This window comes from Aurantimonas coralicida DSM 14790, from assembly GCF_000421645.1.
GTDB classification, from domain to species: Bacteria; Pseudomonadota; Alphaproteobacteria; order Rhizobiales; family Rhizobiaceae; genus Aurantimonas; species Aurantimonas coralicida.
The window spans coordinates 75186-98604 of sequence record NZ_ATXK01000007.1 but is presented as its reverse complement, the minus strand read 5'-3'; the positions used below and the strand labels follow the sequence as shown (position 1 = coordinate 98604).

Below are 23419 nucleotides of genomic sequence, written 5' to 3'. Positions count from 1 at the left end.
TCTAGTTAATGTGTCGAATTGTCTGGATTTTCTGCCGGACAGCAGAAAGCCCGCGCGCGGCGGGCTTTCCGGTCTTGTTCGGGATCGGCGCGGCGACCGGGTTTCCGTAGGGTTCCGGTCACTGCTGTGATGGCTGTCAGCGCATGATCTCGATGAGGATCTCGTTGCGCTTCATGAAGCCCGGCGTCCAGGGCGGGTTGTAGAAGGCGTATTCCGGATCGCCCTTCTGGGTCAGGTTGTTGTCCGCCAGATAATTGTAGAGCTTCATCAGCTGCTTGCTGGCCAGCGTGGCATTGAAATTGCCGGAGAAGGAGATCGACACCATGCGGCGCGCCGGCACTTCCTTCAGCGTGACGCCGGTATTGGTCGGCTCCGGCAGGCTGGCCCGCGTGTACTTCTTCGGCATGATGAAGCGGACGGCCCAGCCCTTGGTGTGGCCGTCGCCCTCGGCGAGCTGCTGCAGCACCGGGCTGGTCATGGCGATCTTCTTGCCCGACCGGCTCTTCGCGGCGATGTAGTCGTACAGCGTCTCGAAGCCGCTGCGGCGCGCCTTCTCGTGGTAGCCGCTCTTGACCGTCTCGGCGACGACCATGCCGTCATAGTCGCGGATCTGGAACTCGCCGTCGTCACGCACGACGTCGTAATCGGGCTCCTCGGTGTGCTCCTGCACCTTCTTGGTGACGAAATACGCCGCACCGACGACGGCGATGGCTCCGCCGACGACGAGGAGGCCGGTCAGTTCCGGCCGGGCGCGCAGGCTGTCGAGAACCCGCTCCGGCTCGCTGCGCCGGATGGAGCGCGGCAGGCGGACGCTGGAGAGATAGTTGCGCGCGTCGTCGAAATAGCCGCGGGCGTCATGGGCGCCGTGCTCGGCGCTGTCGCGCAGCGAGCGCGCATGGCGACGGGCCTCATCGGTGCTCGGCAGGCTCCAGCCCGTGGCGAAATCCGGCAGGTAGCGGGCAAGGCCCGTCGGCTCGGAATGGAACGGGTTGGCACGATCGAACGAACGGCGAAGGCGTTCGGTGCGCGTCGGGCGCGGGCGGACCGTCTCGACCGCACGCTCCTCGATCTCCGCGAGACGCTCGCCGATGTCGCTGAGTGCGTCGGACAGGCGATCGTAGGCGGTAGGCTTGTCGCGAAACATGAATGTGACTCCTGAGGTCGAAATTTGACTGCGCCGTCTTGCCACTGGGCGGGCGACTGCCCGCCTGCGGTCGTAAGATCGCGCCCCGCTCTTCTAACGCCACCGTGCTGCATTGGTTGCGGGTGCGAACAGTTCCGCCTCCGCTTTGGCCGGAATCCGCATGATTCACGGAATCGACGACCCGGATGCAACCATCCGGTATCGGCCACGTTTGAACGACATCAGGTTTTCATGGCCTGATACTCCAGCCAAATTTCGGGCGGCCTCAGTGCCGCCCATTTTTTTGCCTGCTCGCCGGATCTTGGCGGGGAGGGGCGGCCGGCATTTCTCGTCCACGGCTCCGATCACCTGTCGCGCCCTTCCAGTTCCGGTGGTTCGAACTAGCTTGGACCACGGGCACTGCAATGACGCGCGGCCGTGCCGTGCGTGCGGAGGAGACGACATATGCGCAAACTGACCTTGGGAGTGGCCGCGGCGACGATGATGCTGGCGGCGCCGGCCTACGCGCTCGATATCGGCCGGACGGTCGAGGTCGATGCCAAGCCGGCCGCGGTCTGGGCTGCGATCGGTGATTTTTGCGGGATCGGCGCGTGGCATCCGGCGGTGGCCAAATGCGAGGAGGCCGAGGCCCACGGCAAGACCCGCCGCACGCTGACGCTCGGCGACGGCGCCATGATCGTCGAGGAACTCGTGGCCTGGGACGACGATGCCATGAGCTACACCTACACCGCCGTGGAGGGCCCGCTACCGGTCGACAATTACGAATCGACCATCACGGTAACGGAAGCGGGCGAGGGCTCGCAGATCAGCTGGACCGGCAGCTTCGATGCCAAGGGCGCGACCGATGCCGAGGCGGAAGAGGTCATGCTCGGCATCTACGACGCCGGGCTGAAGGGCATCACCGAAAAGGCCGGAATGTAGCGACTGGCGGGGACCGACCCGCTCGGTTTCCCTTCGCGGCGCTGATCGCCGCGCGGCACGGGGCGTTCGTTCGCACCGTGCCGATCGCCGGGTTTCCAGCAACGCACGTCGCGCCTCCCTACTACGAGAGAAGGCGGCGCAGCCCGTCCCTCAGAAGGCCCAGGTACGCGCCTTGGAAATCAGGAAGTCGCGAAACACCTTGAGCTTGGCGGCGTTCCGCATCTGCTCGGGATAGCAGAGATAGGTGTCGAAGGTCGGCATCTCCATCTCCGGCAGCACCTGCACCAGCTTCACCCGCTTGTCGATCATGTAGTCGGGCAGAAGCGCCAGGCCGATGCCGCTTTCGATCGCCGAGCGGATCGCCATCAGATTGTTGATTTGCAGGATCGGGCTGCGGCTCTTGCCGTCGGGCAGGCCCACCGTCTCCAGCGTGTTCAGGTTGCGCAGATAGTTCGGGGCCGGTTCGCCGAAGGTGATGATCCGGTGGTTGTCGAGATCCTCGACCGTCTCGGGCGTGCCGAAGCGGTTCAGATAGGCCGGCGACGCATAGACATGCAGATGCACCGTGAACAGGCGGCGCTGGATCAGGTCCGGCTGCTGCGGCTGGCGCAGGCGGATCGCCGCGTCGGCCTTGCGCATGGTGAGGTCGATTTCCTCGTTGTCGAAGACCAACTGCAGCTCGAGATCGGGATAGAGCTCGAGAAACTCCTTGGCGCGCTCGGTGAGCCAGCCGGAGCCGAGACCCACCGTGGTCGTCACCCGCAGCTTGCCGGTCGGCTTCTCGCGCGTCTCGGTGAGCTGCATGCGCACCTGCTCGAGCCGCTTCAGGACGTCGCTGGCGGTGTGGAACAGCAATTCGCCCTGTTCCGACAGGACCAGGCCGCGGGCATGGCGGTGGAAGAGGGGGGTCCCGACTTCCTGCTCCAGCGCCGCGACCTGCCGGCTGATCGCCGACTGGCTGAGATTCAGGACGTCCGCCGCATGGGTGAACGATCCCGCTTCGGCGGCGGCGTGAAAGATCCGCAGTTTATCCCAGTCGAGAGCCATAGGTCGTTATCCCCGGACGGCCTGAGGCCCGGCAGGCACGATGCCTGCCCGCATCAGCTACTCGGCAGCCTGCCGCTTGTCTTCCACGGCCTGAACGGCCAGCCATTTCTCTGCTTCGAGCGCTGCCATGCAGCCCATGCCCGCAGCCGTCACCGCCTGACGGTACACGTCGTCGGCGACGTCGCCCGCCGCAAAGACGCCCGGAACCGAGGTCTGCGTGGTGCCCGGCTCGACCCACAGATAGCCGGACGGCTTCTGCTTCAGCTTGCCGGTGAACAGTTCGACCGCCGGCGCATGGCCGATGGCGACGAAGACGCCATGCGTTGCCCGCTCGCTGGTCTCACCCGTGACGCGATCGCGCAGCCGCACGCCGGTAACCGACTTCATCGGCTTGGTCTCGCCGAGGATCTCGTCGATCTCGCTGTTCCAGACGATCTCGATATTGTCGGTCTTGAAGACGCGCTCCTGCAGGATCCGCTCGGCGCGGAACTCGTCACGGCGATGCACCAGCGTCACCGACTTGGCGATGTGCGACAGATACAGCGCTTCCTCGATGGCGGTGTTGCCGCCGCCGACCACGACCACGTCCTTGCCGCGATAGAAGAAGCCGTCGCAGGTTGCGCAGGCCGAGACGCCGAAGCCCTGGAACAGGTCCTCGCTGGGCAGGCCGAGCCATTTGGCCTGGGCGCCCGTCGCGATGATCAGCGCGTCGCAGGTGTAGACCGTGCCGGAATCGCCGGTCAGGCGGAACGGCCGCCGGTCGAGATCGGCGGACACGATCAGGTCGCTGGCCATCTCGGCGCCGACATTGAGCGCCTGCGCCTTCATCTGCTCCATCATCCAGGGACCCTGGACGGGATCGGCATAGCCCGGATAGTTCTCGACATCGGTCGTGATCGTCAGCTGGCCGCCTTCCTGGAGGCCGGCGACGAGCAGCGGTTTCATCATCGCGCGCGCAGCGTAGATGGCGGCGGTGTAGCCTGCCGGGCCGGAGCCGACGATCAGGATTTCCGCATGGCGTTCGGTCATATGGGCCTCGCTGGATTGGCGTCCGGCAGATGGCGACGGCCGCCCGCCCGTTCAATAGACGAGGGGATGCGGGGCTGCAACATGATCGCCTGTCGTAGCGTCGGTCATCCCCCGCTCGATTGCCGAGCGCGCGCCGAGGGGGTAAGAGACCGCTTTACGCGAGGCCTTCGCCTCCCGAAGATGCCACGTCCCGGAGCCCTTCCATTTTCAGGACCATCGCGTACGTCACCTCGAATTTCGGGCTGGGACTCGCGGCCGCGATGCTCATTCCCGCGCTCGTCGACCTGGCCGACGAGAACGAGGACTGGCGCGTCTTCGTCGGCTGCAGCCTGCTGGTCGGGATGATCTGCATCCTGCTGGCCACGGCCACCCGCGGCGATCGGCCGAAATTCACCCAGCGGCTGGGCTTCCAGCTCGTCACCAGCGTCTGGCTCTTCGCCACGCTGATCGGCGCGCTGCCGATCTACATCGCCTCCGTCAACGTGACCTTCGCCGGGGCAATCTTCGAATCCATGTCCGGCCTGACGACCACCGGCTCGACGGTGATCTCCGGCCTCGACGCCCTGCCGCGCGGCCTCCTGTTGTGGCGCTCGCTGCTGCAATGGCTGGGCGGCATCGGCATCATCGGCATGGTGCTCTTGGTCCTGCCGTCGCTGCGCGCCGGCGGCCTGGCGTTGTTCCACATGGAAAGCTCCGACAAGTCGGACAAGGTGCTGCCGCGGGTGAACCAGCTGACCGGCGGCCTGATCGCGGCCTATACGGTGCTCACCATCCTGTGCACCGCCGCCTATACCTCGCTCGGCATGAGCTTCTTCGATGCGGTCAACCACGCCATGACCACCATGGCGACGGGCGGCTATTCCACCCACGACGCGTCGATGGGCTATTTCGAGAGCAACAGCATCCTCGTCGCCGCGACGCTCTTCATGATCCTCGCCGCGCTGCCCTTCGTCATCTACATCCGCGCCTTCCTGCCGCGGCGCTTCCAGCTCTGGCGCGACCCGCAGATCGCCGTCTTCCTGATGATCTGCCTCGTCCTGAGCTTCGCCATCGCGGTGACCCGGCGGGTGGTCAACGACACGCCCTTCGGCGAGGCGCTGATCTCGTCGGCCTTCAATCTGGTCTCGGTGATCACCACCACGGGCTTTGCCTCGGAGGATTATACGCTGTGGTCGAACGCCGCGATCGGCCTGTTCTTCCTCGCCACCTTCCTCGGCGGCTGCGCCGGCTCGACCTCGGGCGGCATCAAGGCCAACCGTCTCGTCATCCTCTATCGCCTCGTGCGCTCCAGCTTCCGCCGGCTGGTGCGCCCGCACGCCATCATCCGGCTGAAATACGGCAATGACGACATCTCGTCCGAGACGATCCAGACGGTGACGATCTTCTTCTTCCTGTTCTTCGGAACGCTGCTGCTGGGCACCGTCCTTTTGACCATGTTCGGGCTCGACTTGATCACCGCCTTTTCGGGCACGCTCACCGCCATCGCCAATGTCGGCCCGGGCTTTGGCCAGATCATCGGACCGGCCGGCAATTTCGCTTCCTTGCCGGACCCGGCTTTGTGGACCCTGTCGGTCGTGATGCTGCTCGGCCGCCTCGAACTGGTGACGGTGCTGATCCTGCTCTTCCCGTCGGTCTGGACGGACTGAGACAACAACGGTGCGCGCCATGCCCGACATCTGGTTCATCAATCTCGCCGGCGCCCGCGAACGCCGGGCGCTCATCGAGGTGCAGGCTGACGCAATCGGGCTGGACGTGCATCGCCAGGAGGCCTGCACTGTCGCCGATATCGACGACGCGACCTATGGGCGCCTGTCCACAGGCTGGGAGCGGCCGATGACCCGGCCGGAGCTGGCGGCCTTCCTCTCGCATCGCAGGCTGTGGGAGCGGGCGGCAGCCAGCGAGGACGGCCTGATCGTCCTGGAGGACGACACGGTCTTCGGCACGCATTTCCCGCAGGCCGCCGCAAACGCTGCAGCCAGCGGTTTCGACCTCGTCAATTTCGAGACGGTCGGCCGCCGCAAGTTCTTTCGCAAGGGCGGCGGCAGGACGGTCGGCGGGGTTCGTTTCACCGAACTGGTGCGCGAGAAATCGGGTGCAGGCGCCTATTACGTCTCGCAGAACGGCGCCCGCGCGCTGCTGGAACGGGCCGACACGCAAGCCGCCCCGGTGGACGCCTTCATGTTCGGCGTGTGTCGCTTGGCGATGGCGCAGGTCGAGCCGGCGGCGACCATGCAGGTTCATCTCCTGGAAGAGCGCGGCTTCGATGTCGGCCTGTCGACTCAGACGTCGATCCATCAGCCTCGCCAGCGCCTGCCGCTGAGCTGGGCCAATCTGCTCTATACCGGCCGGCGGATCGGCACGCAGCTCCGGCTGGCGCTGGTGCAAGCACGCCGGCTCGCCGATGTCGAGTTTCGCCCGGCAGGCTTCGACGCGGCGGCGTTCACCGCCGTCCTGCCGGTATCGCGCGATGCGATGGCAGCGCGCATTGGCCGCTACGACGACCAGAGCGTCTCGTAGACCTTGCGGATTTCCGCAGCTTCCCGCGTCAGCGGAAAGGCTTCCGTGACCCGCGCGAGGCCCGCCTCCGCGGCGCGTTTCCGAAGCGCGGCGTCGTCCAGATAGGGGGCAATGGCATCCGCCAGTGCGCCGGCGTCGCCCACCGGCACTACGCGGCCGGTCACGCCCTCCACGATCTGCTCGGCAAAGGCGCCGGCGTCGCTGGCGACCACCGGCGTGCCGCTCGCCATCGCCTCCAGCGGCGTCAGGCCGAACCCCTCGTTGCGCGGCGGCGCCACATAGAGGTCGAACCGCCGGAACCACGCGGTGACGTCCGCGACTTCCCCGAGAAGCAGGATGCGGTCGGCAAGCCCGGCCTCGGCAATGCGCTGTCGAAGGCCTGCTTCGAAGGCGGCGTGTTCGGCGGTCGTGCGACCGGTGATGACCGCGGTCCAGTCCGGCCGCGCGGGCAGGAGCCGGATCATCGCCTCGACGAAGAGGTCGGTGCCCTTCTGGTGCCGGATGCGGCCGGAGCATCCGACGATCCTGCGGCCTTCGAGCGCCTGTCCCGGCGGGCCCTCGGGGAACGGACCGTGCGGGGTGAAACGGTCGAGATCGATGCCGTGCATGACGGTTCGCGACGGCACCTGCAGGAAGGCGGCGCTGCGGGTGCTGGTGGCGATCACCGCGTCCATCCGGCGGATGAGGAAGCGGGTCAGGCCCTTGTGATGGCGCTGGGCGGCCGAGGTGAAGACCAGCTTCAGCGGCATGTGAAGAATGTCGCGCAGGACGATGCCGGCGATCATCTCGATATTGCGGCGGGCATGCCAGATGCGGCGGCGGCGATGGCGCGGCCGGGTCCAGAGCTTCGGCAGCGCCGACCAGGGCAAGCGGGGAACGCCGTCAGGCAGGACGTCCGGACCCATGGTGGCGATGCCGAGGGTGCGGGCCTGCAGCGGCAGCAGCTGGACGATGGTGGAGGTGACGCCCGACAGCCGGCGCTTGAAGTTCGGGGCGATGACCTCGACGTCCCGGATGTCCATGGCGGCCGTTCTTCTGCGATTGCCGGGCAGGGGCGGCGGGCGCGAAACGCGTCCGCCTGCCGGTCTTGGAAGGGCCCGCCTGTCTTAGCGTGCGCCGGGGCGCGGCGCCGACAGGCGGGCGGAGACAGAAGCGATCAGGCCCAGCGGACCTCGATGATCTCGTAGGAGCGGGCACCGCCGGGGGCGGCGACCTCGATCGTGTCGCCGTCGGTCTTGCCGATCAGCGCACGGGCGATGGGCGAGGAGATCGAGATGCGGCCCTTCTTCACGTCGGCTTCCTGATCGCCGACGATCTGGTAGGTCTTCTCTTCCTCGGTGTCCTCGTCGATCAGCTTGACCGTGGCCCCGAACTTGATCGTCGCGCCGGACATCTTGGTCACGTCGATGACCTCGGCGCGGGCCGTCAGGTCTTCCAGTTCGGAGATCCGGCCCTCGTTCAGGCTCTGGGATTCCTTTGCGGCATGGTACTCGGCGTTCTCCGACAGGTCGCCATGGGCGCGCGCCTCGGAAATCGCCGCGATGATCCGCGGACGCTCCTCCTGCTGGCGACGACGGAGCTCCTCGCGCAGAGCGTCGTAACCGTGGTTCGTCATCGGGACCTTTTCCATGGCCTCCACCTTTCCGATGCGCGGCCCTGCCGCGGCATCTGCATTATTCTTTGATTGCCGGACGGCGAACGCGCCAGGCCGGAGCACAATAACAAACCGGTCCCATACGACCGGGGTCGCTGGAACCAGCTTGGTTATCCGGATTGAAGTACGCCCGGGCGCCAGGGCGTCGGGCGCCGTTTCAATCAGGCAGCATTAAAGTACGATTGCAACGGCCGAACTTCAAGATTGCCCTTCCGCAGGGCCGCGATGGCCTCCGCGGCCGCCACCATGCCCGCGAGCGTGGTGTAGTAGGGCACCTTGTGGATCAGCGCGGCGCGGCGCAGCGAGCGCGAATCCGACAGCGCCTTGGCGCCCTCCGTCGTGTTGAGGACGAGCTGCACCTGCCGGTTGCGGATGGCGTCCTCGATATGCGGACGGCCCTCCAGCACCTTGTTGATCTTCTCGGCCGCAATGCCGCGATCGGCAAGGAAACGGTGGGTGCCGCCGGTGGCGATGATCTTGAAGCCCATCTCGTAGAGCCGGCGGACCGGTGCGAGGCTGCGCTCCTTGTCGGCTTCCTTCACCGAGATGAACACCGTGCCCTCCTGGGGCAGGTCGACGCCGGCGCCGAGCTGCGACTTGGCGAAGGCCACGGCGTAATCGTAGTCGAGCCCCATGACCTCGCCGGTCGACCGCATCTCGGGGCCGAGCAGCGTGTCGACGCCCGGGAAGCGGGCGAAGGGGAAGACCGCTTCCTTGACGGCGATGTGCTTCAAAGCGCGCGGGTCCGGTGCGCCGCCATAGGCCGCGAAGGCCGCGTCCAGCGTCTCGCCGGCCATGATCCGGGCGGCGACCTTGGCGATGGGCGCGCCGATGGTCTTGGCGACGAAGGGCACCGTGCGCGAGGCGCGCGGGTTCACTTCGAGGACGTAGACCACGTCGTCCTTGATGGCGAACTGGACGTTCATTAGGCCGCCGACCTTGAGCGCCAGCGCCATTTCGCGGGTCTGGCGGACCAGTTCGTTGGTCATCTCCGTGGACAGGGAGTGGACCGGCAGCGAACAGGCCGAGTCGCCCGAATGGATGCCGGCCTCCTCGATATGCTCCATGATGCCGGCGACATAGGTCGAAGTGCCGTCGCTGAGGCAGTCGACATCCACTTCGATGGCGTCCGACAGATAGGAGTCGATCAGCACCGGCGACTTGCCGGACACGACCACGGCCGTGTGCATGTAGCGCTCGAACTGCGCCTCGTTGCGCACGATCTCCATGGCCCGGCCACCCAGCACGTAGGACGGACGCACGACGACCGGATAGCCGATGCGGGCGACGATCTCACGGGCCTCGTCCACCGAGCGCGCGATGCCGTTGCGCGGCTGGCGCAGGCCGAGCTCGTTCAGGAGCCGCTGGAAGCGGTCGCGGTCCTCGGCGAGGTCGATGGCGTCCGGCGAGGTGCCGAGGATCGGGATACCGGCCTTCTCAAGCGCTTCGGCGAGCTTCAGCGGGGTCTGGCCGCCGAACTGCACGATCACGCCATGCAGCGTGCCGGCGGTCTGCTCGGCCTTCAGGACCTCGAGCACGTCCTCGGCGGTCAGCGGCTCGAAATACAGCCGGTCCGACGTGTCGTAGTCGGTCGACACGGTCTCCGGGTTGCAGTTGATCATGATGGCTTCGTAGCCGGCGTCCTGCAGCGCGAAGGCCGCGTGGCAGCAGCAATAGTCGAACTCGATGCCCTGGCCGATCCGGTTCGGGCCGCCACCGAGGATGACCACCTTCTTGGCGTCGGTGACGGCTGCCTCCGAGCGCATCTCGCCGGCGAAGGCCCGCTCATAGGTCGAGTACATGTAGGGCGTCGGCGAGGCGAACTCGGCCGCGCAGGTGTCGATCCGCTTGTAGACCGGGTGCACGTCGAGCCGGTCGCGCAGGGCCGAGACATCGGCCGTCTCGCCGCCGATCAGCTTGGCCAGCCGCGCGTCGGAGAAGCCCACCGACTTCAGGAAGCGCAGATTGTCGGCGTCGTCGGGCAGGCCGTGGGTGCGGGTCTTCTCTTCCAGGTCGATGATCGCCTTGATGCGGGCGATGAACCAGGGATCGATCTTGCACGACTGGTGAACCTGCTCCGGCGAGGTGCCCATGCGCAGCGCCTGGGCGACCATCAGCAGCCGGTCCGGCGTCGGCGTGCCGAGCGCGGCGCGGATGGCGTTCTTGTCGTCGCCTTCGCCGATGCCCGGAATCTCGATCTCGTCGAGGCCGTCCAGACCCGTCTCGAGGCCGCGCAGCGCCTTCTGGAGCGATTCCTCGAAGGTCCGCCCGATCGCCATGACCTCGCCGACGGACTTCATCGCCGTGGTCAGGATCGGCTCGGAGCCGGGGAACTTCTCGAAGGCGAAGCGCGGGATCTTGGTGACGACATAGTCGATCGACGGCTCGAAGGAGGCCGGCGTCGCACCGTCGGTGATGTCGTTCTCCAGCTCGTCGAGCGTGTAGCCGACGGCGAGCTTGGCCGCGACCTTGGCGATCGGAAAGCCGGTCGCCTTGGAGGCGAGGGCGGAGGAGCGCGACACGCGCGGGTTCATCTCGATGACGACGAGGCGGCCGGTCTGCGGATCGACGGCGAACTGCACGTTCGAGCCGCCGGTCTCGACCCCGATCTCGCGCAGCACCGCGATCGAGGCGTTGCGCATGATCTGGTATTCCTTGTCGGTCAGCGTCAGCGCCGGCGCGACGGTGATCGAATCGCCCGTATGGACGCCCATCGGGTCGATGTTCTCGATGGAGCAGACGATGATGCAATTGTCCGCCTTGTCGCGGACGACCTCCATCTCGTACTCCTTCCAGCCGAGGACGCTCTCCTCGATCAGCACCTCGGTCGTCGGGGAGGCGTCGAGGCCGCCCTCGACGATCTCGAAGAACTCCGAGCGGTTGTAGGCGATGCCGCCACCGGTGCCGCCGAGGGTGAAGGACGGCCGGATGATCGCCGGCAGGCCGACTTCCTCGAGCGCTTCTGCCGCCGCGGCCAGTGCCCGCGTCATGTAGCGCTGCTTGCGGTCGGGCTCGCCGATCAGCCACTCGTGCTCCAGCGCGGCGAGGGCCGCGTCCTGCTCGGCCTCGTCGGTGATGGTCGCAATGATCTCGGCGCGGCGGGTGTCGTGGACCTTGCGGTCGGCCGACTTGGCGTCGGTGGCGTTGGCCAGCAGCGAGCGCGGGGTCTCCAGGCCGATCTTGGCCATGGCCTCGCGGAACAGCGCGCGGTCCTCGGCCTTGTCGATGGCGTCGGCATCGGCGCCGATCATCTCGACCCCGTATTTCTCCAGGACACCCATGCGGCGCAGCGACAGCGCCGTGTTGAGCGCGGTCTGGCCGCCCATCGTCGGCAGCAGCGCGTCCGGCCGCTCCTTGGCGATGATCTTGGCGACGACTTCCGGCGTGATCGGCTCGATATAGGTCGCGTGGGCCAGATCCGGGTCGGTCATGATGGTGGCCGGATTGGAGTTGACCAGGATGATCCGGTAGCCCTCCGCCTTCAGCGCCTTGCAGGCCTGCGTGCCGGAATAGTCGAACTCGCAGGCCTGCCCGATGATGATCGGGCCGGCGCCGATGATGAGAATGGACTTGATATCGGTACGCTTTGGCATGGCGAGGCTTCGTCCGGTTATGTTGCGCGCCAAAAGCCCGGCTGCACGATGTGACGGCCGGTCGCTTCAGGTTCTGTCGAGGCTGAGGCCGGCTTATAGGCAACCGGCGCGGATGGCGAAAGGGTGGATCGTCGGGAATCTTGTGCGCGACGCGATCGGCCGGTCGGCAGGGGCGGGAAGACGGCGTCCCGAGCCTGTCTGGCCGGCACGGCGCTCACGCGTCCGGGCGGGGCGGTTTGGCCGAGATCAGTTCGGAGGCACTGCGTGGCAGGCCGCGGCCGTCATAGGTCTCGATGCCGAGCGACAGCGCCAGGCACGACAGCTCCACGGTCTTCGGGATCTCGACGCTCTTTCCGTCGCGGGCGCCCTTTTCGTAATACTGGATGACCCGCTTCTTCAGGCCGAGCTTTTCGGCCGCATCTTTCTGTTTGAGGCCGAGCGCCTTGCGCCAGGCCCTGAAGTCATCAGGGTTCATGGGGCCTCCCGTGACCGGACCGGCGCGTCTGCGGCCGGCCGCTGTCGGGCGGCCCGCAGAACGGGGTCCGGGCCCATGCTATCGCGTCGGCCGGGGCGAGAAAACCGACGGGCGTGGCCGCCGGTGCGGCGGTGCGTCGCCGTCCGGTTGGCCAGCCATCCCGTCCGCGGACTGGGACGGCAGCCGGTCAGCCGGGTTGCGGTATTCGTCGCCATCGGCCGTTGCCGCTCTCAGGCAGCGGCCTTGCGGCCCTTGTGCTCGTCTATCATCCGGAAGAACCGGTCGAAGAGATAATGCGAGTCCTGCGGGCCGGGCGAAGCCTCGGGATGATGCTGCACCGAGAACACCGGCTTGCCGGTGAGGCGCAGGCCGCAATTGGACCCGTCGAACAGCGAGCGATGGGTCTCCTCGACACCCTCGGGCAGCGAATCGGCCGCCACGGCGAAACCGTGGTTCATCGACACGATCTCGACCTTGCCGGTGGTGAAGTCCTTCACCGGATGGTTGGCGCCGTGGTGGCCCTGATGCATCTTCTCGGTCTGGGCGCCGAGCGCCAGCGCCAGCATCTGGTGGCCGAGGCAGATGCCGAAGACCGGCACGTCCTTCTCGATCAGCGCCTTGATGGTCGGCACGGCGTAATCGCCGGTCGCCGCCGGATCGCCCGGGCCGTTCGACAGGAACACGCCATCGGGATTGTGGGCGAGGATATCCTCGGCGCTGGTCGTCGGCGGCACCAGGATCACCCGCGCGCCTTCGCCGGCCATCCGCCGCAGGATGTTGCGCTTGGTGCCGTAGTCGATGGCGACGATGGTGTAGCGCGGCTCGGCCTCGGAGGCGTAGCCGGCATTCCAGACCCAGGGCTTCTCGTCCCAGATCACCGCTTCGGAGCCCGCAGCCTCCTTGGCGAGATCGAGGCCGACAAGGCCGCCCCAGGCGGCAGCGCGCGCCTTCAGGGCGTCGATGTCGAACTGGCCGTCCGGCTCGTGCGCGATCACGGCGTTCACGGCACCCTTTTCGCGAATCAGCGCGGTGAGGGCGCGGGTGTCGACGCCGGATAGGGCGATGACGCCGCGTTCCTTGAGCCAGGCATTGAGGTGGCCGGAGGAGCGGTAGTTCGACGGCTCGGACACATCGGCCCGGAAGATCGCGCCGACCGCGCCGGTCGCATTGGCCGGGACCAGATCCTCCTGGTCCTCGTCATTGGCGCCGACATTGCCGATATGCGGGAAGGTGAAGGTGACGATCTGCCGCGCATAGGAGGGATCGGTGAGGATCTCCTGATAGCCGGTGAGGGCGGTGTTGAAGCACACCTCGCCCTCGATCGCGCCGGTGGCGCCGAGACCGAAACCGTCAATGACCGTCCCGTCTGCCAGCACCAGAACTGCGGTCGGCTTGCGGATTGTCCAGCCTTCGGTCATGGGGCGCCTCTTTCGTCTGTGGGTCCGTGCCGGGCCAGCCATCGCGGCCGCAGCGTCGCATCGGCAGGCCTTCGATCGGCGCCGGCATGTCCCCGCGATATCTGCCGAGACGGCGGTCGTTGCAAGGGACCTTGCGGAGTCTTCCGCGATTTTCTACATGCGCGCCACGCTGCACGGCAGGAAGCCGGCGGGTGCCGGACCGGCATTCGCGCAGATCGTCACGATGACAGGATTGCAAAACGGCGGCCTTGACGGCCCGATCAGACATGGACCAGCGGCACTCTCCTGTGCCGAGGCTGGAATCGCCGCCCGGACCCGGCTTTACCTTTTCATCCGTTAGGTATGGATTAGTATCGGACTGGTGGCATTCGTCGGTCATGCAGACTGTTCACGAAACCTGAAAGACAAAGATCCCATGCGCGAGCATCTTGCGGACGCCCTCAAATCCGCGACCAATGGCCAGGACAAGACCCGCTGCTCCACGCTGCGGCTCATCCACGCCGCCATCAAGGATCGCGACGTCGCCAATCGCACGGCCGGGCGCGATCCGGTCAGCGACGAAGAGGTGCTGCAGATCCTGTCGAAGATGATCAAGCAGCGGATCGAATCGGCCAAGGGCTTCGACGAGACCGGCCAGCCGGCGCTGGCCGACCAAGAGCGCCGCGAAATCGCGGTGATTCGCGAATTGCTGCCGCCGCAGCTCGATTCCGGCGAGATGGAACAGGCCTGCCGCGAAGTGGTGGAAGACACTGAGTCGCGCGGTCTGCGCGATGTCGGGCGCTGCATGAACGCCCTCAAGGAGCGCTATCCGGGCAAGATGGACATGGGCAAGGCCTCCACCGTGGTGAAGGGCCTGCTGCGCTAGGCGCGGCGACCGAACGATAATTTCCCCAAGCTAGAACAGGAACGTCCAGAGCAGCGGCAGGATGATTGCCGTCGCCAGGGCGTTGAGGCCCATGGCGAGGCCCGAGAAGGCCCCGGCGATCTCGCTCTCCTGCAGGGCCCGGGCCGTACCGATGCCGTGCGAGGCCGTGCCCATGGCAAAGCCCCGCGCCGCCGGATCGCGAATCCCCATGAGATCCAGCAGTACCGGTCCCAGCGAGGCGCCGAGAATCCCCGTCGCGATGACGAACACCGCGGTCAGCGAGGGCAGGCCGCCGAGCTTCTCGGCGATGCCCATGGCCACCGGCGCCGTGACCGATTTCGGCGCCATCGAGACCAGACTCACCGCATCCGCCCGCAGGAGGAAGCCGAGCCCGATCGCCGAGGCGAGGGCCGTCAGCGCTCCGGCAAACAGGCTCGCCGCAACCGCCAGCGCACTTTCGCGCACCCGATCGAACTGCCGATAGAGCGGAATCGCCAGCGACACGGTGGCCGGCCCCAGCAGGAAATGGATGAACTGCGCCCCTTCGAAATAGGTCGGGTAGCTGGTGCCGGTCAGCGTCAGCACCGCGACGATGGCCGCCACGGTCAGGAACACCGGGTTGAGCAGCGCGGTCGAGCCGGCCTTGCGGTAGAGCCAGGTCGCGGCCTGATAGGCGAACAGCGTCATGGTCAGGAACAGGAGCGGGCTGGCGGCCAGATAGACCCAGACGTCGACGAGTGTTTCACCCACGGCGCGCCGCCTTCCGGCCCGGGCCGAACCGGTTCATCAGGAAGGCGGTGACGGCGATGGTCGCCAGCGTCGAGACGACGAGCGTCACCCCCACCGACAGGATCTCCCCCTCCAGCCGCCCGACATGCATCATGATCCCCGCGCCGGCCGGCACGAACAGCAGCGACAGATGCGACAGCAGGCCGTCGCCGACCTTGCCCAGATCGTCCGGCACCTTGCGCTTGATGAGGAGTAGGGCGAACAGCAGCGCCGTGCCGATGGCCGGGCCGGGCAGGGGCAGGCCGGTGGCGATGGTGATCGCTTCGCCGGCGAGCTGGCACAGGAAGATGGCGGTCAGGGCTTGCAGCAAGGGGACACCTCATCGTCGCGACACGGATCAGCTATCATCGCCCCGGGCACGCTTCGCAAGGCTTTGCCGCCCCTTCGCGACGGCCGGCGGAGGCGATCCGTCCGACCCGGCGTCGAGAGTCGATGACAAGCGGTCGTCAAAGGCTGTATCAGGCACCCCATGCGCTTCTCTCCCGCCTTTCTCGACGACATCCGCGACCGGATCCCGATCTCGGACGTGATCGGCCGGCGTGTGACCTGGGACCGGCGCAAGTCGCAGCCGGGCCGCGGCGACCACTGGGCATGTTGCCCGTTCCATGGCGAGAAGACGCCGTCCTTTCACTGCGAGGATGCCAAGGGGCGCTATCACTGTTTCGGCTGCGGGGTGTCCGGCGACCATTTCCGCTTCCTGACCGAGCTGGAAGGCCTGTCCTTCCCGGAGGCGGTGGAGCGGCTGGCCGCCGAGGCCGGCGTGCCGATGCCGGCCCGCGACGCCCAAGCCGAGCAGCGCGAGGCGGCCAAGGCGACCATCGTCGACGCCATGCGCCACGCCAGCAGCTTCTTCCAGGCGATGCTGCAGGAGCCCGAGGGCGCGAAGGCCCGCGCCTATCTGCGCGACCGCGGCCTGACCCCGCACACCCAGAAGAAATTCGGCCTCGGCTATGCGCCCAATTCGCGCAACCGGCTGAAGGAATATCTCGCCTCCAAGGGCGTCGGCCGCAGCGAGATCGAGGCGGCCGGGCTGGTCGTCCACGGCGAGGGCATCGCCGTCTCCTACGACCGCTTCCGCGACCGCATCATGTTCCCGATCGTCGACCTGCACGACAAGCCGATCGCCTTTGGCGGCCGCGCCATGTCGGCCGAGGCCCAGGCGAAATATCTGAACTCGCCGGAGACCGAGATCTTCCACAAAGGGCAGGTGCTCTACAATCTCGGCCAGGCCCGGCGCGCGGCGAAGGCGGCCGGCACGCTGGTCGTCGTCGAAGGCTACATGGACGTGATCGCCCTGGCGCAGGCCGGCTTCGAGAATGTCGTGGCGCCCCTCGGCACGGCGCTGACCGAGCGCCAGCTCGATCTTCTGTGGCGCTCCACCGGCGAGCCGATCCTGTGTTTCGACGGCGATGCCGCCGGGCTGAAGGCTGCCCATCGCTCCGCCGAACTGGCGCTGCCGGCGCTGAAGCCCGGGCGGTCGCTGCGCTTTGCCCTGATGCCGCCCGGCAAGGACCCGGACGATCTGGTGCGCGAGGGCGGGCCGGACGCGTTCCGCGAGATCCAGGGCGCGGCCCGGCCGCTCGCCGATCTCCTGTGGATGCGCGAGACCGCCGGCGGCGACTTCGACACGCCGGAGCGTCGCGCCGATCTCGAACACCGGGTCAAGGCGCTGCTGCGCCAGGTCGGCGACGAGAGCGTGCGCCGGCACTATCTGCAGGATGTCGAGGAGCGGCTGCGCTCCTTCTTCGGCGGTTCGGCCAAGACGGCCGGCTACGGCAATCGCCGCGACGGTCGCGACAACCGGGGCGGGGGCCGGGACAGGGACGATCGCGGTGGCGGGCACCGCCGCGGCGGTGCGGCCGGAGGCCGGCGCTCGGCCATCTCCGACCGCCTCGCGCGCTCCAGCCTGATGCGCCCGCAGCAGGGGCCGCAGCCCTCGCTGCGTGAGATCGCCATCGTCCTCGGCTTCGTCAATCATCCGGCGCTGATCCACGAGGAGTTCGACTATTTCGCCGATCTCGACCTGCCGACGGGCGATCTCGACCGGCTGCGCTCCTGCGTCCTCGACGCCTATGCCGAGAGCCCGCCCGCCGATCGCGACGCGCTTCTGGCCGAGCTGCAGGCCCGCGGCGCCCGCGACATCTTCGAGAGCTACGAGAACAAGGCCCGCATGGTGCGGCTCTGGCCGTTCCTCTCGGACGCCGCGCCCGAGGACGCGCGCGAGGCGGTTCGCCAGGCGCTGCACCTGCATCATCGGTCGCGGGCGCTGGCCTCGGAGCTGAAACTTGCCGAGGAGGCGCTCGGCCGCGAATCCTCCGAAGCGGCCTTTGCCCATCTGATGGAGGTCAAGCGCGAACTGGAGCGCGTCGACGGCACGGAAGCCCTGATCGAGGGCTTCGGCACCTTGTCGGGGCGGCCTGCGAAGGCCATATAACCATTCTGACGGACGGCCCGCAGCCTGGAGCACTGCCGCTGCGTGCAGGTAGACCATTGCTTTCAAGCACTTGACTCATCATATGGATGAGGTCGTGGGCAATCGTCCGGTCTCCGCGCTTGAAATTGCCGCTACATGCCCCTTCTTGGGGGCGTCGTCCTGCTTGATCAGCGCCGTGTGGCACGGCGCTTTATGGTTAAGCGAAAGTTTACGGCTCGTGCCGCATGGTGGCGGGCGAGATGACCGCAGCGTCCGCGGTCCGCGACGGCGGACAGCGCGGTACGCGCGAATTGGAGAATGACACGCATGGCGATCAAGGCCAAGGAAAGCGAGGCACCGATCGAGGAGCGGAACGAGGGTGCTCCCGATGGACCCTTGCTCGACCTGTCGGATGACGCTGTCAAGAAGATGATCAAGGCCGCCAAGAAGCGCGGCTTCGTGACCATGGACAAGCTCAACTCGATGCTGTCGGCGGAGGATGTCACCTCCGAGCAGATCGAGGACATGATGACCAATCTCAACGATATGGGCATCAATGTCGTGGAGAGCGACGAAGAGGGCGAGAACGAGGAACAGTCCGAGTCCTCCGAATCGACCGAGGTCGCCGAGACCGGCCGCACCCAGGTCGCGACCACCACCAAGAAGGAAGCCGGCGACCGCACGGACGATCCCGTGCGCATGTATCTGCGCGAGATGGGCTCGGTCGAGCTTCTGTCCCGCGAGGGCGAGATCGCCATCGCCAAGCGCATCGAGGCCGGCCGCGAGACGATGATCGCGGGCCTCTGCGAGAGCCCGCTGTCCTTCCAGGCCATCATCATCTGGCGCGACGAGCTCAATGAAGGCAACATCATGTTGCGCGAGATCGTCGATCTCGAGGCGACCTATGCCGGCCCCGAGGCCAAGACCCCGACGCCGCCCGCGGTGGAGGGCTCCAACGGCTCGGTGAGCGGCGTTCCCAACGGCCCGCCCCATTCGACCGGTGCCCGCGCGCCCGGCGAGGAGGAGGACGAGGAGGACGACGACCTCGAGAACAACCTCTCGCTGGCCGCCATGGAAGCCGAGATCCGGCCGCAGGTCATGGAGACCTTCGACCAGATCGCCGACGCCTATCGCCGGCTGCGCAAGCTGCAGGACCAGCAGGTCGAGAACCGTCTCGCCGCGCAGGGCACCCTGTCGCCGAGCCAGGAGCGGTCCTACAAGAAGCTCAAGGAAGAGCTGATCACGGCGGTCAAGAGCCTGTCGCTGAACCAGAACCGCATCGATGCGCTGGTCGCCCAGCTCTACGACATCAACAAGCGGCTGGTTGGCAATGAGGGCCGTCTGCTGCGGCTGGCCGAATCCCACGGCGTCAAGCGCGACGAGTTCCTGAACGAATACCAGGGCACCGAGCTCGATCCCAACTGGACGCGGCACATCGCCAATCTGTCCGGCAAGGGCTGGCTCAAGTTTGTCCAGGCCGAGAAGGAGCAGATCAAGCGTCTGCGCCAGGAGATCCAGAATCTGGCGACCGAGACCGGTCTCGAGATCACCGAGTTCCGCCGCATCGTCCACATGGTGCAGAAGGGCGAGCGCGAGGCCCGGCAGGCCAAGAAGGAGATGGTCGAGGCCAATCTCCGGCTCGTCATCTCGATCGCCAAGAAATACACCAATCGCGGCCTGCAGTTCCTGGATCTGATCCAGGAGGGCAACATTGGCCTGATGAAGGCGGTGGACAAGTTCGAGTACCGCCGCGGCTACAAGTTCTCGACCTACGCCACCTGGTGGATCCGGCAGGCGATCACCCGTTCGATCGCCGATCAGGCGCGCACCATCCGTATTCCGGTACACATGATCGAGACGATCAACAAGATCGTCCGCACCTCGCGCCAGATGCTGCACGAGATCGGCCGCGAGCCGACCCCGGAAGAGCTGGCCGAGAAGCTGGCCATGCCGCTGGAGAAGGTCCGCAAGGTCCTGAAGATCGCCAAGGAGCCGATCTCGCTCGAAACGCCGGTCGGCGACGAGGAGGATTCGCATCTCGGCGACTTCATCGAGGACAAGAACGCCATCCTGCCGATCGATGCGGCGATCCAGGGCAATCTGCGCGAGACCACCACGCGCGTCCTCGCTTCGCTGACGCCGCGCGAGGAGCGCGTGCTGCGCATGCGCTTCGGCATCGGCATGAACACCGATCACACGCTCGAAGAGGTCGGCCAGCAATTCTCGGTCACCCGCGAGCGTATTCGCCAGATCGAGGCCAAGGCGCTGCGCAAGCTCAAGCACCCGAGCCGCTCGCGCAAGCTGCGCTCCTTCCTCGACAGCTGATCGATCATCGGCGGCGCGTCGGTTCCGGACATCCGGGCCGGCGCGCCGTTTTCGTTGGCGGCGCCGATGCCCGCCTGCTGCCTTGCGGCAGCCCTGCACCCGCTCCAGGCTGGTGCCGCACGGTCCCTCTCAGCCCGGCACAATCTCCTTCCATGACATGGCCGACACCCGCCCGGGCTTGCCGAACCGGCAGGGCCGCTATCTCCTCCTGTCGACGGCGCAGATGCGTCCGGTGCCACCAGCGCGCGAAGGAGAGCCATGTCCTTTCTCAAGAAGCTGTTCGGCGGAGGTTCCGCACCGTCCGCGCCGAAGCCGGCGCGGGTTGCGGCCGAAGAGACCTATGACGGGTTCCACATCGCCGCGACGCCGATCGCCGAGGACGGTCAGTTCCGGCTCTGCGCCACCATCACCCGGACCATCGACGGCGAGATCCGAACGCACCGGCTGGTGCGCGCCGATCTGTTCCAGAGCGAGGAGGAAGCTGCCCGCTTCGCGCTGATGAAGGGGCGGCAGGTGATCGACGAGCAGGGCGAGGCGATCTTCGCCGGTTGATGCCGGACCTCGGCAGGGTGAGCGCGCGCTGCCGGGGAGCGACCGCCACGGCCCGACGCGCCCTTGGGGCGGCGGTCGACACGTGCCGGCGAGTATGATGATGTCCCGCCGGTCAGGCGAACGGGGAGGCCAACCTTGACACTTCGAAACAAGACCATCTTCATGTCCGGCGGCTCGCGCGGCATCGGCCTCGCGATCGCGCTGAAGGCGGCGGCGGACGGCGCCAATGTCGTCGTGGCGGCCAAGACCGACACGCCGCATCCCAAGCTGCCGGGCACCATTCACACCGCGGTCGAGGAAATCGAGGCGGCCGGCGGCAAGGGCCTCGCCGTCGTCTGCGACATCCGCGACGAGGACCAGGTGCAGGCCGCGGTCGACCAGGCGGTCGCCCGCTTCGGCGGCATCGATATCTGCATCAACAATGCCTCGGCGATCCAGCTCACCGGCACGCTCGACACGCCGATGAAGCGCTACGACCTGATGAACGGCGTCAATGCGCGGGGCACTTTCCTCGTCTCGAAGACCTGCATTCCGCATCTGAAGACGGCGGCGAACCCGCACATCCTCAACCTGTCGCCGCCGCTCGACATGGACCCCAAATGGTTCCGCAACAACGTCGCCTACACCATGGCGAAGTTCGGCATGTCCATGTGCACCCTCGGCATGGCCGAGGAGTTCCGCCGCGACGGCATCGCGGTCAACTCGCTCTGGCCGCTGACCGCCATCGACACCGCGGCAGTCCGCAACGTTCTGGGCGGCGACCAGATGGCCCGCATGAGCCGCTCGCCGCAGATCGTCGCCGATGCCGCCCATGCGATCCTCACCCGGCCGTCGCGCGAGTGCACCGGCAAATTCTTCATCGACGAGGTGCTGTTGCGCGAGACGGGCGTCACCGATTTCTCGGTCTACGGACCTGAGGGCGGCGGCGATCCGGTCGCGGACTTCTTCGTGCCCGACGCGGTGATCGAATCGCTTCCGACCAAGCTGCAGCGCCTGCTCGGCTGAACCCGAGCCCGCCGCAACCGACCCAGCCCAACCGACGGAGCCTTCCGATGAACGACAATGCGGCGCTGATCGAGCGCTATCTCGCGGCCTTCAATGCCAGCGACTGGAGCGCCATGCTCGACTGCCTGCACGAGGACGTCGCCCATGATTTGAACGAGGGCGGCCGCGAGATCGGCCACGCCGCCTTCCGCGACTTTCTCGCCATGATGGCCCGCCATTACCGCGAGACGCTGAGCGACATCGTCGTCATGACCGCAGCGAACTCCGGCCGCGCGGCCGCCGAATATACCGTCCATGGCGAATATCTGGCGACCGCCCCGGGCCTGCCCGAAGCGAACGGCCAGCGCTACGCGGTGCCCGCCGGCCAGTTCTTCGAGATCGACGACGGCAAGATCACGCGGGTGACCACCTACTACAATCTCAAGGCCTGGATCGCGGCTGTCTCGGCGCGATGACGCGGGACGATACCGGGGGCCTGTCGGTCGCAACGCTGCAGGGCGCGGCCGCCGAGGCCGTGCTGGACGAGCTGGCGGGTCTGCGGATCTCCGTCTTCAGCGCCTTTCCCTATCTCTATGAGGGCGACCGCCACTACGAGCGGCGCTACCTCGCCACCTATGCCGCCTCGCCGGGGGCGGTGATCGTCGCCGCACGGGCAGGGGACGGCCGGCTCGTCGGTGCCGCGACGGCGGCGCCGCTGGGCGATCACCAGCCGCAGCTCGCCGCGAGTTTCGCCGCCCACGGCATCGACCCGGCCGGCGTCTTCTATCTCGGCGAATCGGTCCTCGATCCGCAATGGCGGGGTAGGGGCATCGGCCACCTTTTCTTCGACGGCCGTGAGGCGGCCGCGGCCGAACAGGGCTTTGCCGTCACTGCCTTCTGCGCCGTCGAGCGGCCCGTCGACCATCCGGCGCGGCCCGCGGACTACCGGCCGCTGGACGACTTCTGGCACAAGCGCGGCTATCGGCCGGTGCCTGGCCTGACGGCGACCATGGCGTGGCGCGATCTCGGCGAGGCGGCCGAGACCGACAAGACCATGCAGTTCTGGATGCGCGCCATCCTGGCGGATGCCGGCTGAACCGTCGATGAACGGCCGGTTCCGGCAGCGTTCAGTCCCGCTCTCCTAATCTCGGGTCACTCCTTGCCGAACGGGCGGGGAGGCGATCGCTCCTTCCGCCGCACGCTGTCCGGCGGCCTTGCGATCGGACTTCGGCCAATGCGGTCCAGGCGGCGTGTCTGCCCGCCGGACCCCAAAGAGGAGACGCCCCGATGTTCCAGTCTTTCGCCCGCTCGATCTGTGTCGTTGCCGCGCTCGCCACCGGCGGTGTCGCGACCGCCACCGCCCCGGCCGCCGCCGATGGCCTGCGCTTCGGCGTCACCATCGGCTCCGGCCATGCAGCCCAGCCCGTGCGCCATGTCCGCCGCGGCCACCACGGCCGTGTCGCCTGTTCGCCGCGCCGCGCCGTGCGCAAGGCACGCAACATGGGCGTCCACCGGGCCCATGTCCGCCGGGCCAACCGTCGCGCCGTCGTCGTCGCCGGTCACTCGCGCGGCCACCGCGCCGTGGTCCGCTTTGCCCGCGAGCGCGGCTGCCCGGTGATCAGCTTCCGCCGCCGCTGACCCTCTCGGCCTCCGCGCCCGGAAGATGCCGGGGCGGGGCCGCTGCCCTGTCCGC

Annotated in this window: 21 protein-coding genes; 11 read left to right on the top strand and 10 right to left on the bottom strand. The window is 67.3% G+C overall.

The annotated features are described in order from the left end of the window. Positions 1-136: 136 nt before the first annotated feature. Positions 137-1144, bottom strand: coding sequence for an SOUL family heme-binding protein (locus H536_RS0115240; protein WP_024351297.1), 1008 nt, complete (start codon positions 1142-1144; stop codon positions 137-139). 444 nt (positions 1145-1588) lie between these two features. Here H536_RS0115240 and H536_RS0115235 point away from each other — a divergent pair, with 444 nt between their 5' ends. Beyond that, positions 1589-2065, top strand: coding sequence for an SRPBCC family protein (locus H536_RS0115235; protein WP_024351296.1), 477 nt, complete (start codon positions 1589-1591; stop codon positions 2063-2065). A gap of 150 nt (positions 2066-2215) precedes the next feature. On the opposite strand, the gene H536_RS0115230 is transcribed toward H536_RS0115235, so the two are convergent. Next, positions 2216-3112: a LysR family transcriptional regulator gene (locus H536_RS0115230; RefSeq protein ID WP_024351295.1), complete on the bottom strand. Its 897-nt coding sequence runs from the start codon at positions 3110-3112 to the stop codon at positions 2216-2218. A gap of 57 nt (positions 3113-3169) precedes the next feature. Beyond that, positions 3170-4141: a thioredoxin-disulfide reductase gene (gene trxB / locus H536_RS0115225; protein WP_024351294.1), complete on the bottom strand. Its 972-nt coding sequence runs from the start codon at positions 4139-4141 to the stop codon at positions 3170-3172. A gap of 260 nt (positions 4142-4401) precedes the next feature. Between trxB and H536_RS0115215 the strand changes: the two genes are divergently transcribed. Next, positions 4402-5787, top strand: coding sequence for a TrkH family potassium uptake protein (locus H536_RS0115215; protein ID WP_024351293.1), 1386 nt, complete (start codon positions 4402-4404; stop codon positions 5785-5787). Positions 5788-5806: 19 nt separating this feature from the next. Next, entirely contained in the window at positions 5807-6658 is an 852-nt protein-coding gene (locus H536_RS0115210) for a glycosyltransferase family 25 protein (protein ID WP_024351292.1), read from the top strand. Here H536_RS0115210 and H536_RS0115205 read toward each other — a convergent pair. The 5 genes from H536_RS0115205 to carA form a co-directional block, all read right to left on the bottom strand. Continuing rightward, positions 6634-7680: a glycosyltransferase family 4 protein gene (locus H536_RS0115205; RefSeq protein ID WP_024351291.1), complete on the bottom strand. Its 1047-nt coding sequence runs from the start codon at positions 7678-7680 to the stop codon at positions 6634-6636. The two genes, H536_RS0115210 and H536_RS0115205, sit on opposite strands and share 25 nt — an antisense overlap. A 134-nt stretch (positions 7681-7814) precedes the next feature. Then, positions 7815-8288 carry a transcription elongation factor GreA gene (gene greA, locus H536_RS0115200; RefSeq protein ID WP_024351290.1) on the bottom strand — a complete coding sequence of 158 codons (474 nt, stop codon included), beginning with the start codon at positions 8286-8288 and terminating at the stop codon, positions 7815-7817. Between the two features lie 185 nt (positions 8289-8473). Then, a complete protein-coding gene (gene carB / locus H536_RS0115195; RefSeq protein ID WP_024351289.1) occupies positions 8474-11905 on the bottom strand; it encodes a carbamoyl-phosphate synthase large subunit in 3432 nt (1143 codons plus the stop codon). Positions 11906-12119: 214 nt separating this feature from the next. Next, the gene (locus H536_RS0115190) at positions 12120-12380 is read right to left on the bottom strand and encodes a helix-turn-helix domain-containing protein (RefSeq protein ID WP_024351288.1); all 261 of its coding nucleotides are present in this window, start codon (positions 12378-12380) and stop codon (positions 12120-12122) included. A gap of 230 nt (positions 12381-12610) precedes the next feature. Beyond that, a complete protein-coding gene (carA, locus tag H536_RS0115185; RefSeq protein WP_024351287.1) occupies positions 12611-13798 on the bottom strand; it encodes a glutamine-hydrolyzing carbamoyl-phosphate synthase small subunit in 1188 nt (395 codons plus the stop codon). 415 nt (positions 13799-14213) lie between these two features. Between carA and H536_RS0115175 the strand changes: the two genes are divergently transcribed. Further along, positions 14214-14663, top strand: coding sequence for a GatB/YqeY domain-containing protein (locus H536_RS0115175; RefSeq protein ID WP_024351285.1), 450 nt, complete (start codon positions 14214-14216; stop codon positions 14661-14663). A gap of 30 nt (positions 14664-14693) precedes the next feature. Here H536_RS0115175 and H536_RS0115170 read toward each other — a convergent pair whose 3' ends face one another. After that, positions 14694-15413, bottom strand: coding sequence for an LrgB family protein (locus H536_RS0115170; protein ID WP_024351284.1), 720 nt, complete (start codon positions 15411-15413; stop codon positions 14694-14696). After that, entirely contained in the window at positions 15406-15762 is a 357-nt protein-coding gene (locus H536_RS0115165; protein WP_024351283.1) for a CidA/LrgA family protein, read from the bottom strand. The genes H536_RS0115170 and H536_RS0115165 overlap by 8 nt, the downstream gene beginning before the upstream one ends. A 159-nt stretch (positions 15763-15921) precedes the next feature. On the opposite strand from H536_RS0115165, the gene dnaG reads away from it, so the two are divergent. The 7 genes from dnaG (at position 15922) to H536_RS22705 (ending at position 23364) form a co-directional block, all read left to right on the top strand. Then, on the top strand, positions 15922-17886 hold the full coding sequence (dnaG, locus tag H536_RS0115160; RefSeq protein WP_024351282.1) for a DNA primase: 1965 nt from the start codon (positions 15922-15924) through the stop codon (positions 17884-17886). 306 nt (positions 17887-18192) lie between these two features. Beyond that, positions 18193-20190, top strand: coding sequence for an RNA polymerase sigma factor RpoD (gene rpoD, locus H536_RS0115155; RefSeq protein ID WP_024351281.1), 1998 nt, complete (start codon positions 18193-18195; stop codon positions 20188-20190). 258 nt (positions 20191-20448) lie between these two features. Beyond that, positions 20449-20742: an HlyU family transcriptional regulator gene (locus tag H536_RS0115150; RefSeq protein WP_024351280.1), complete on the top strand. Its 294-nt coding sequence runs from the start codon at positions 20449-20451 to the stop codon at positions 20740-20742. A gap of 135 nt (positions 20743-20877) precedes the next feature. Next, positions 20878-21747, top strand: coding sequence for an SDR family oxidoreductase (locus tag H536_RS0115145; RefSeq protein ID WP_024351279.1), 870 nt, complete (start codon positions 20878-20880; stop codon positions 21745-21747). A gap of 47 nt (positions 21748-21794) precedes the next feature. Beyond that, positions 21795-22202: a ketosteroid isomerase-related protein gene (locus H536_RS0115140; protein WP_024351278.1), complete on the top strand. Its 408-nt coding sequence runs from the start codon at positions 21795-21797 to the stop codon at positions 22200-22202. Beyond that, positions 22199-22822: a GNAT family N-acetyltransferase gene (locus H536_RS0115135; RefSeq protein WP_024351277.1), complete on the top strand. Its 624-nt coding sequence runs from the start codon at positions 22199-22201 to the stop codon at positions 22820-22822. The genes H536_RS0115140 and H536_RS0115135 overlap by 4 nt, the downstream gene beginning before the upstream one ends. A 191-nt stretch (positions 22823-23013) precedes the next feature. Then, on the top strand, positions 23014-23364 hold the full coding sequence (locus H536_RS22705; protein WP_024351276.1) for a hypothetical protein: 351 nt from the start codon (positions 23014-23016) through the stop codon (positions 23362-23364). The last annotated feature ends 55 nt before the right edge of the window (positions 23365-23419 follow it).

Coding starts and splice junctions, on each gene's coding strand:
- H536_RS0115210 (WP_024351292.1), top strand. CDS start 5,807: ATGCCCGACATCTGGTTCATCAATCTCGCCGGCGCCCGCGAACGCCGG.
- H536_RS0115215 (WP_024351293.1), top strand. CDS start 4,402: ATGCTCATTCCCGCGCTCGTCGACCTGGCCGACGAGAACGAGGACTGG.
- H536_RS0115235 (WP_024351296.1), top strand. CDS start 1,589: ATGCGCAAACTGACCTTGGGAGTGGCCGCGGCGACGATGATGCTGGCG.
- dnaG (WP_024351282.1), top strand. CDS start 15,922: ATGCGCTTCTCTCCCGCCTTTCTCGACGACATCCGCGACCGGATCCCG.
- H536_RS0115135 (WP_024351277.1), top strand. CDS start 22,199: ATGACGCGGGACGATACCGGGGGCCTGTCGGTCGCAACGCTGCAGGGC.
- H536_RS0115230 (WP_024351295.1), bottom strand. CDS start 3,112: ATGGCTCTCGACTGGGATAAACTGCGGATCTTTCACGCCGCCGCCGAA.
- H536_RS0115205 (WP_024351291.1), bottom strand. CDS start 7,680: ATGGACATCCGGGACGTCGAGGTCATCGCCCCGAACTTCAAGCGCCGG.
- H536_RS0115150 (WP_024351280.1), top strand. CDS start 20,449: ATGTCCTTTCTCAAGAAGCTGTTCGGCGGAGGTTCCGCACCGTCCGCG.
- H536_RS0115240 (WP_024351297.1), bottom strand. CDS start 1,144: ATGTTTCGCGACAAGCCTACCGCCTACGATCGCCTGTCCGACGCACTC.
- H536_RS22705 (WP_024351276.1), top strand. CDS start 23,014: ATGTTCCAGTCTTTCGCCCGCTCGATCTGTGTCGTTGCCGCGCTCGCC.
- trxB (WP_024351294.1), bottom strand. CDS start 4,141: ATGACCGAACGCCATGCGGAAATCCTGATCGTCGGCTCCGGCCCGGCA.
- H536_RS0115140 (WP_024351278.1), top strand. CDS start 21,795: ATGAACGACAATGCGGCGCTGATCGAGCGCTATCTCGCGGCCTTCAAT.
- rpoD (WP_024351281.1), top strand. CDS start 18,193: ATGGCGATCAAGGCCAAGGAAAGCGAGGCACCGATCGAGGAGCGGAAC.
- greA (WP_024351290.1), bottom strand. CDS start 8,288: ATGGAAAAGGTCCCGATGACGAACCACGGTTACGACGCTCTGCGCGAG.
- H536_RS0115190 (WP_024351288.1), bottom strand. CDS start 12,380: ATGAACCCTGATGACTTCAGGGCCTGGCGCAAGGCGCTCGGCCTCAAA.
- carB (WP_024351289.1), bottom strand. CDS start 11,905: ATGCCAAAGCGTACCGATATCAAGTCCATTCTCATCATCGGCGCCGGC.
- H536_RS0115175 (WP_024351285.1), top strand. CDS start 14,214: ATGCGCGAGCATCTTGCGGACGCCCTCAAATCCGCGACCAATGGCCAG.
- carA (WP_024351287.1), bottom strand. CDS start 13,798: ATGACCGAAGGCTGGACAATCCGCAAGCCGACCGCAGTTCTGGTGCTG.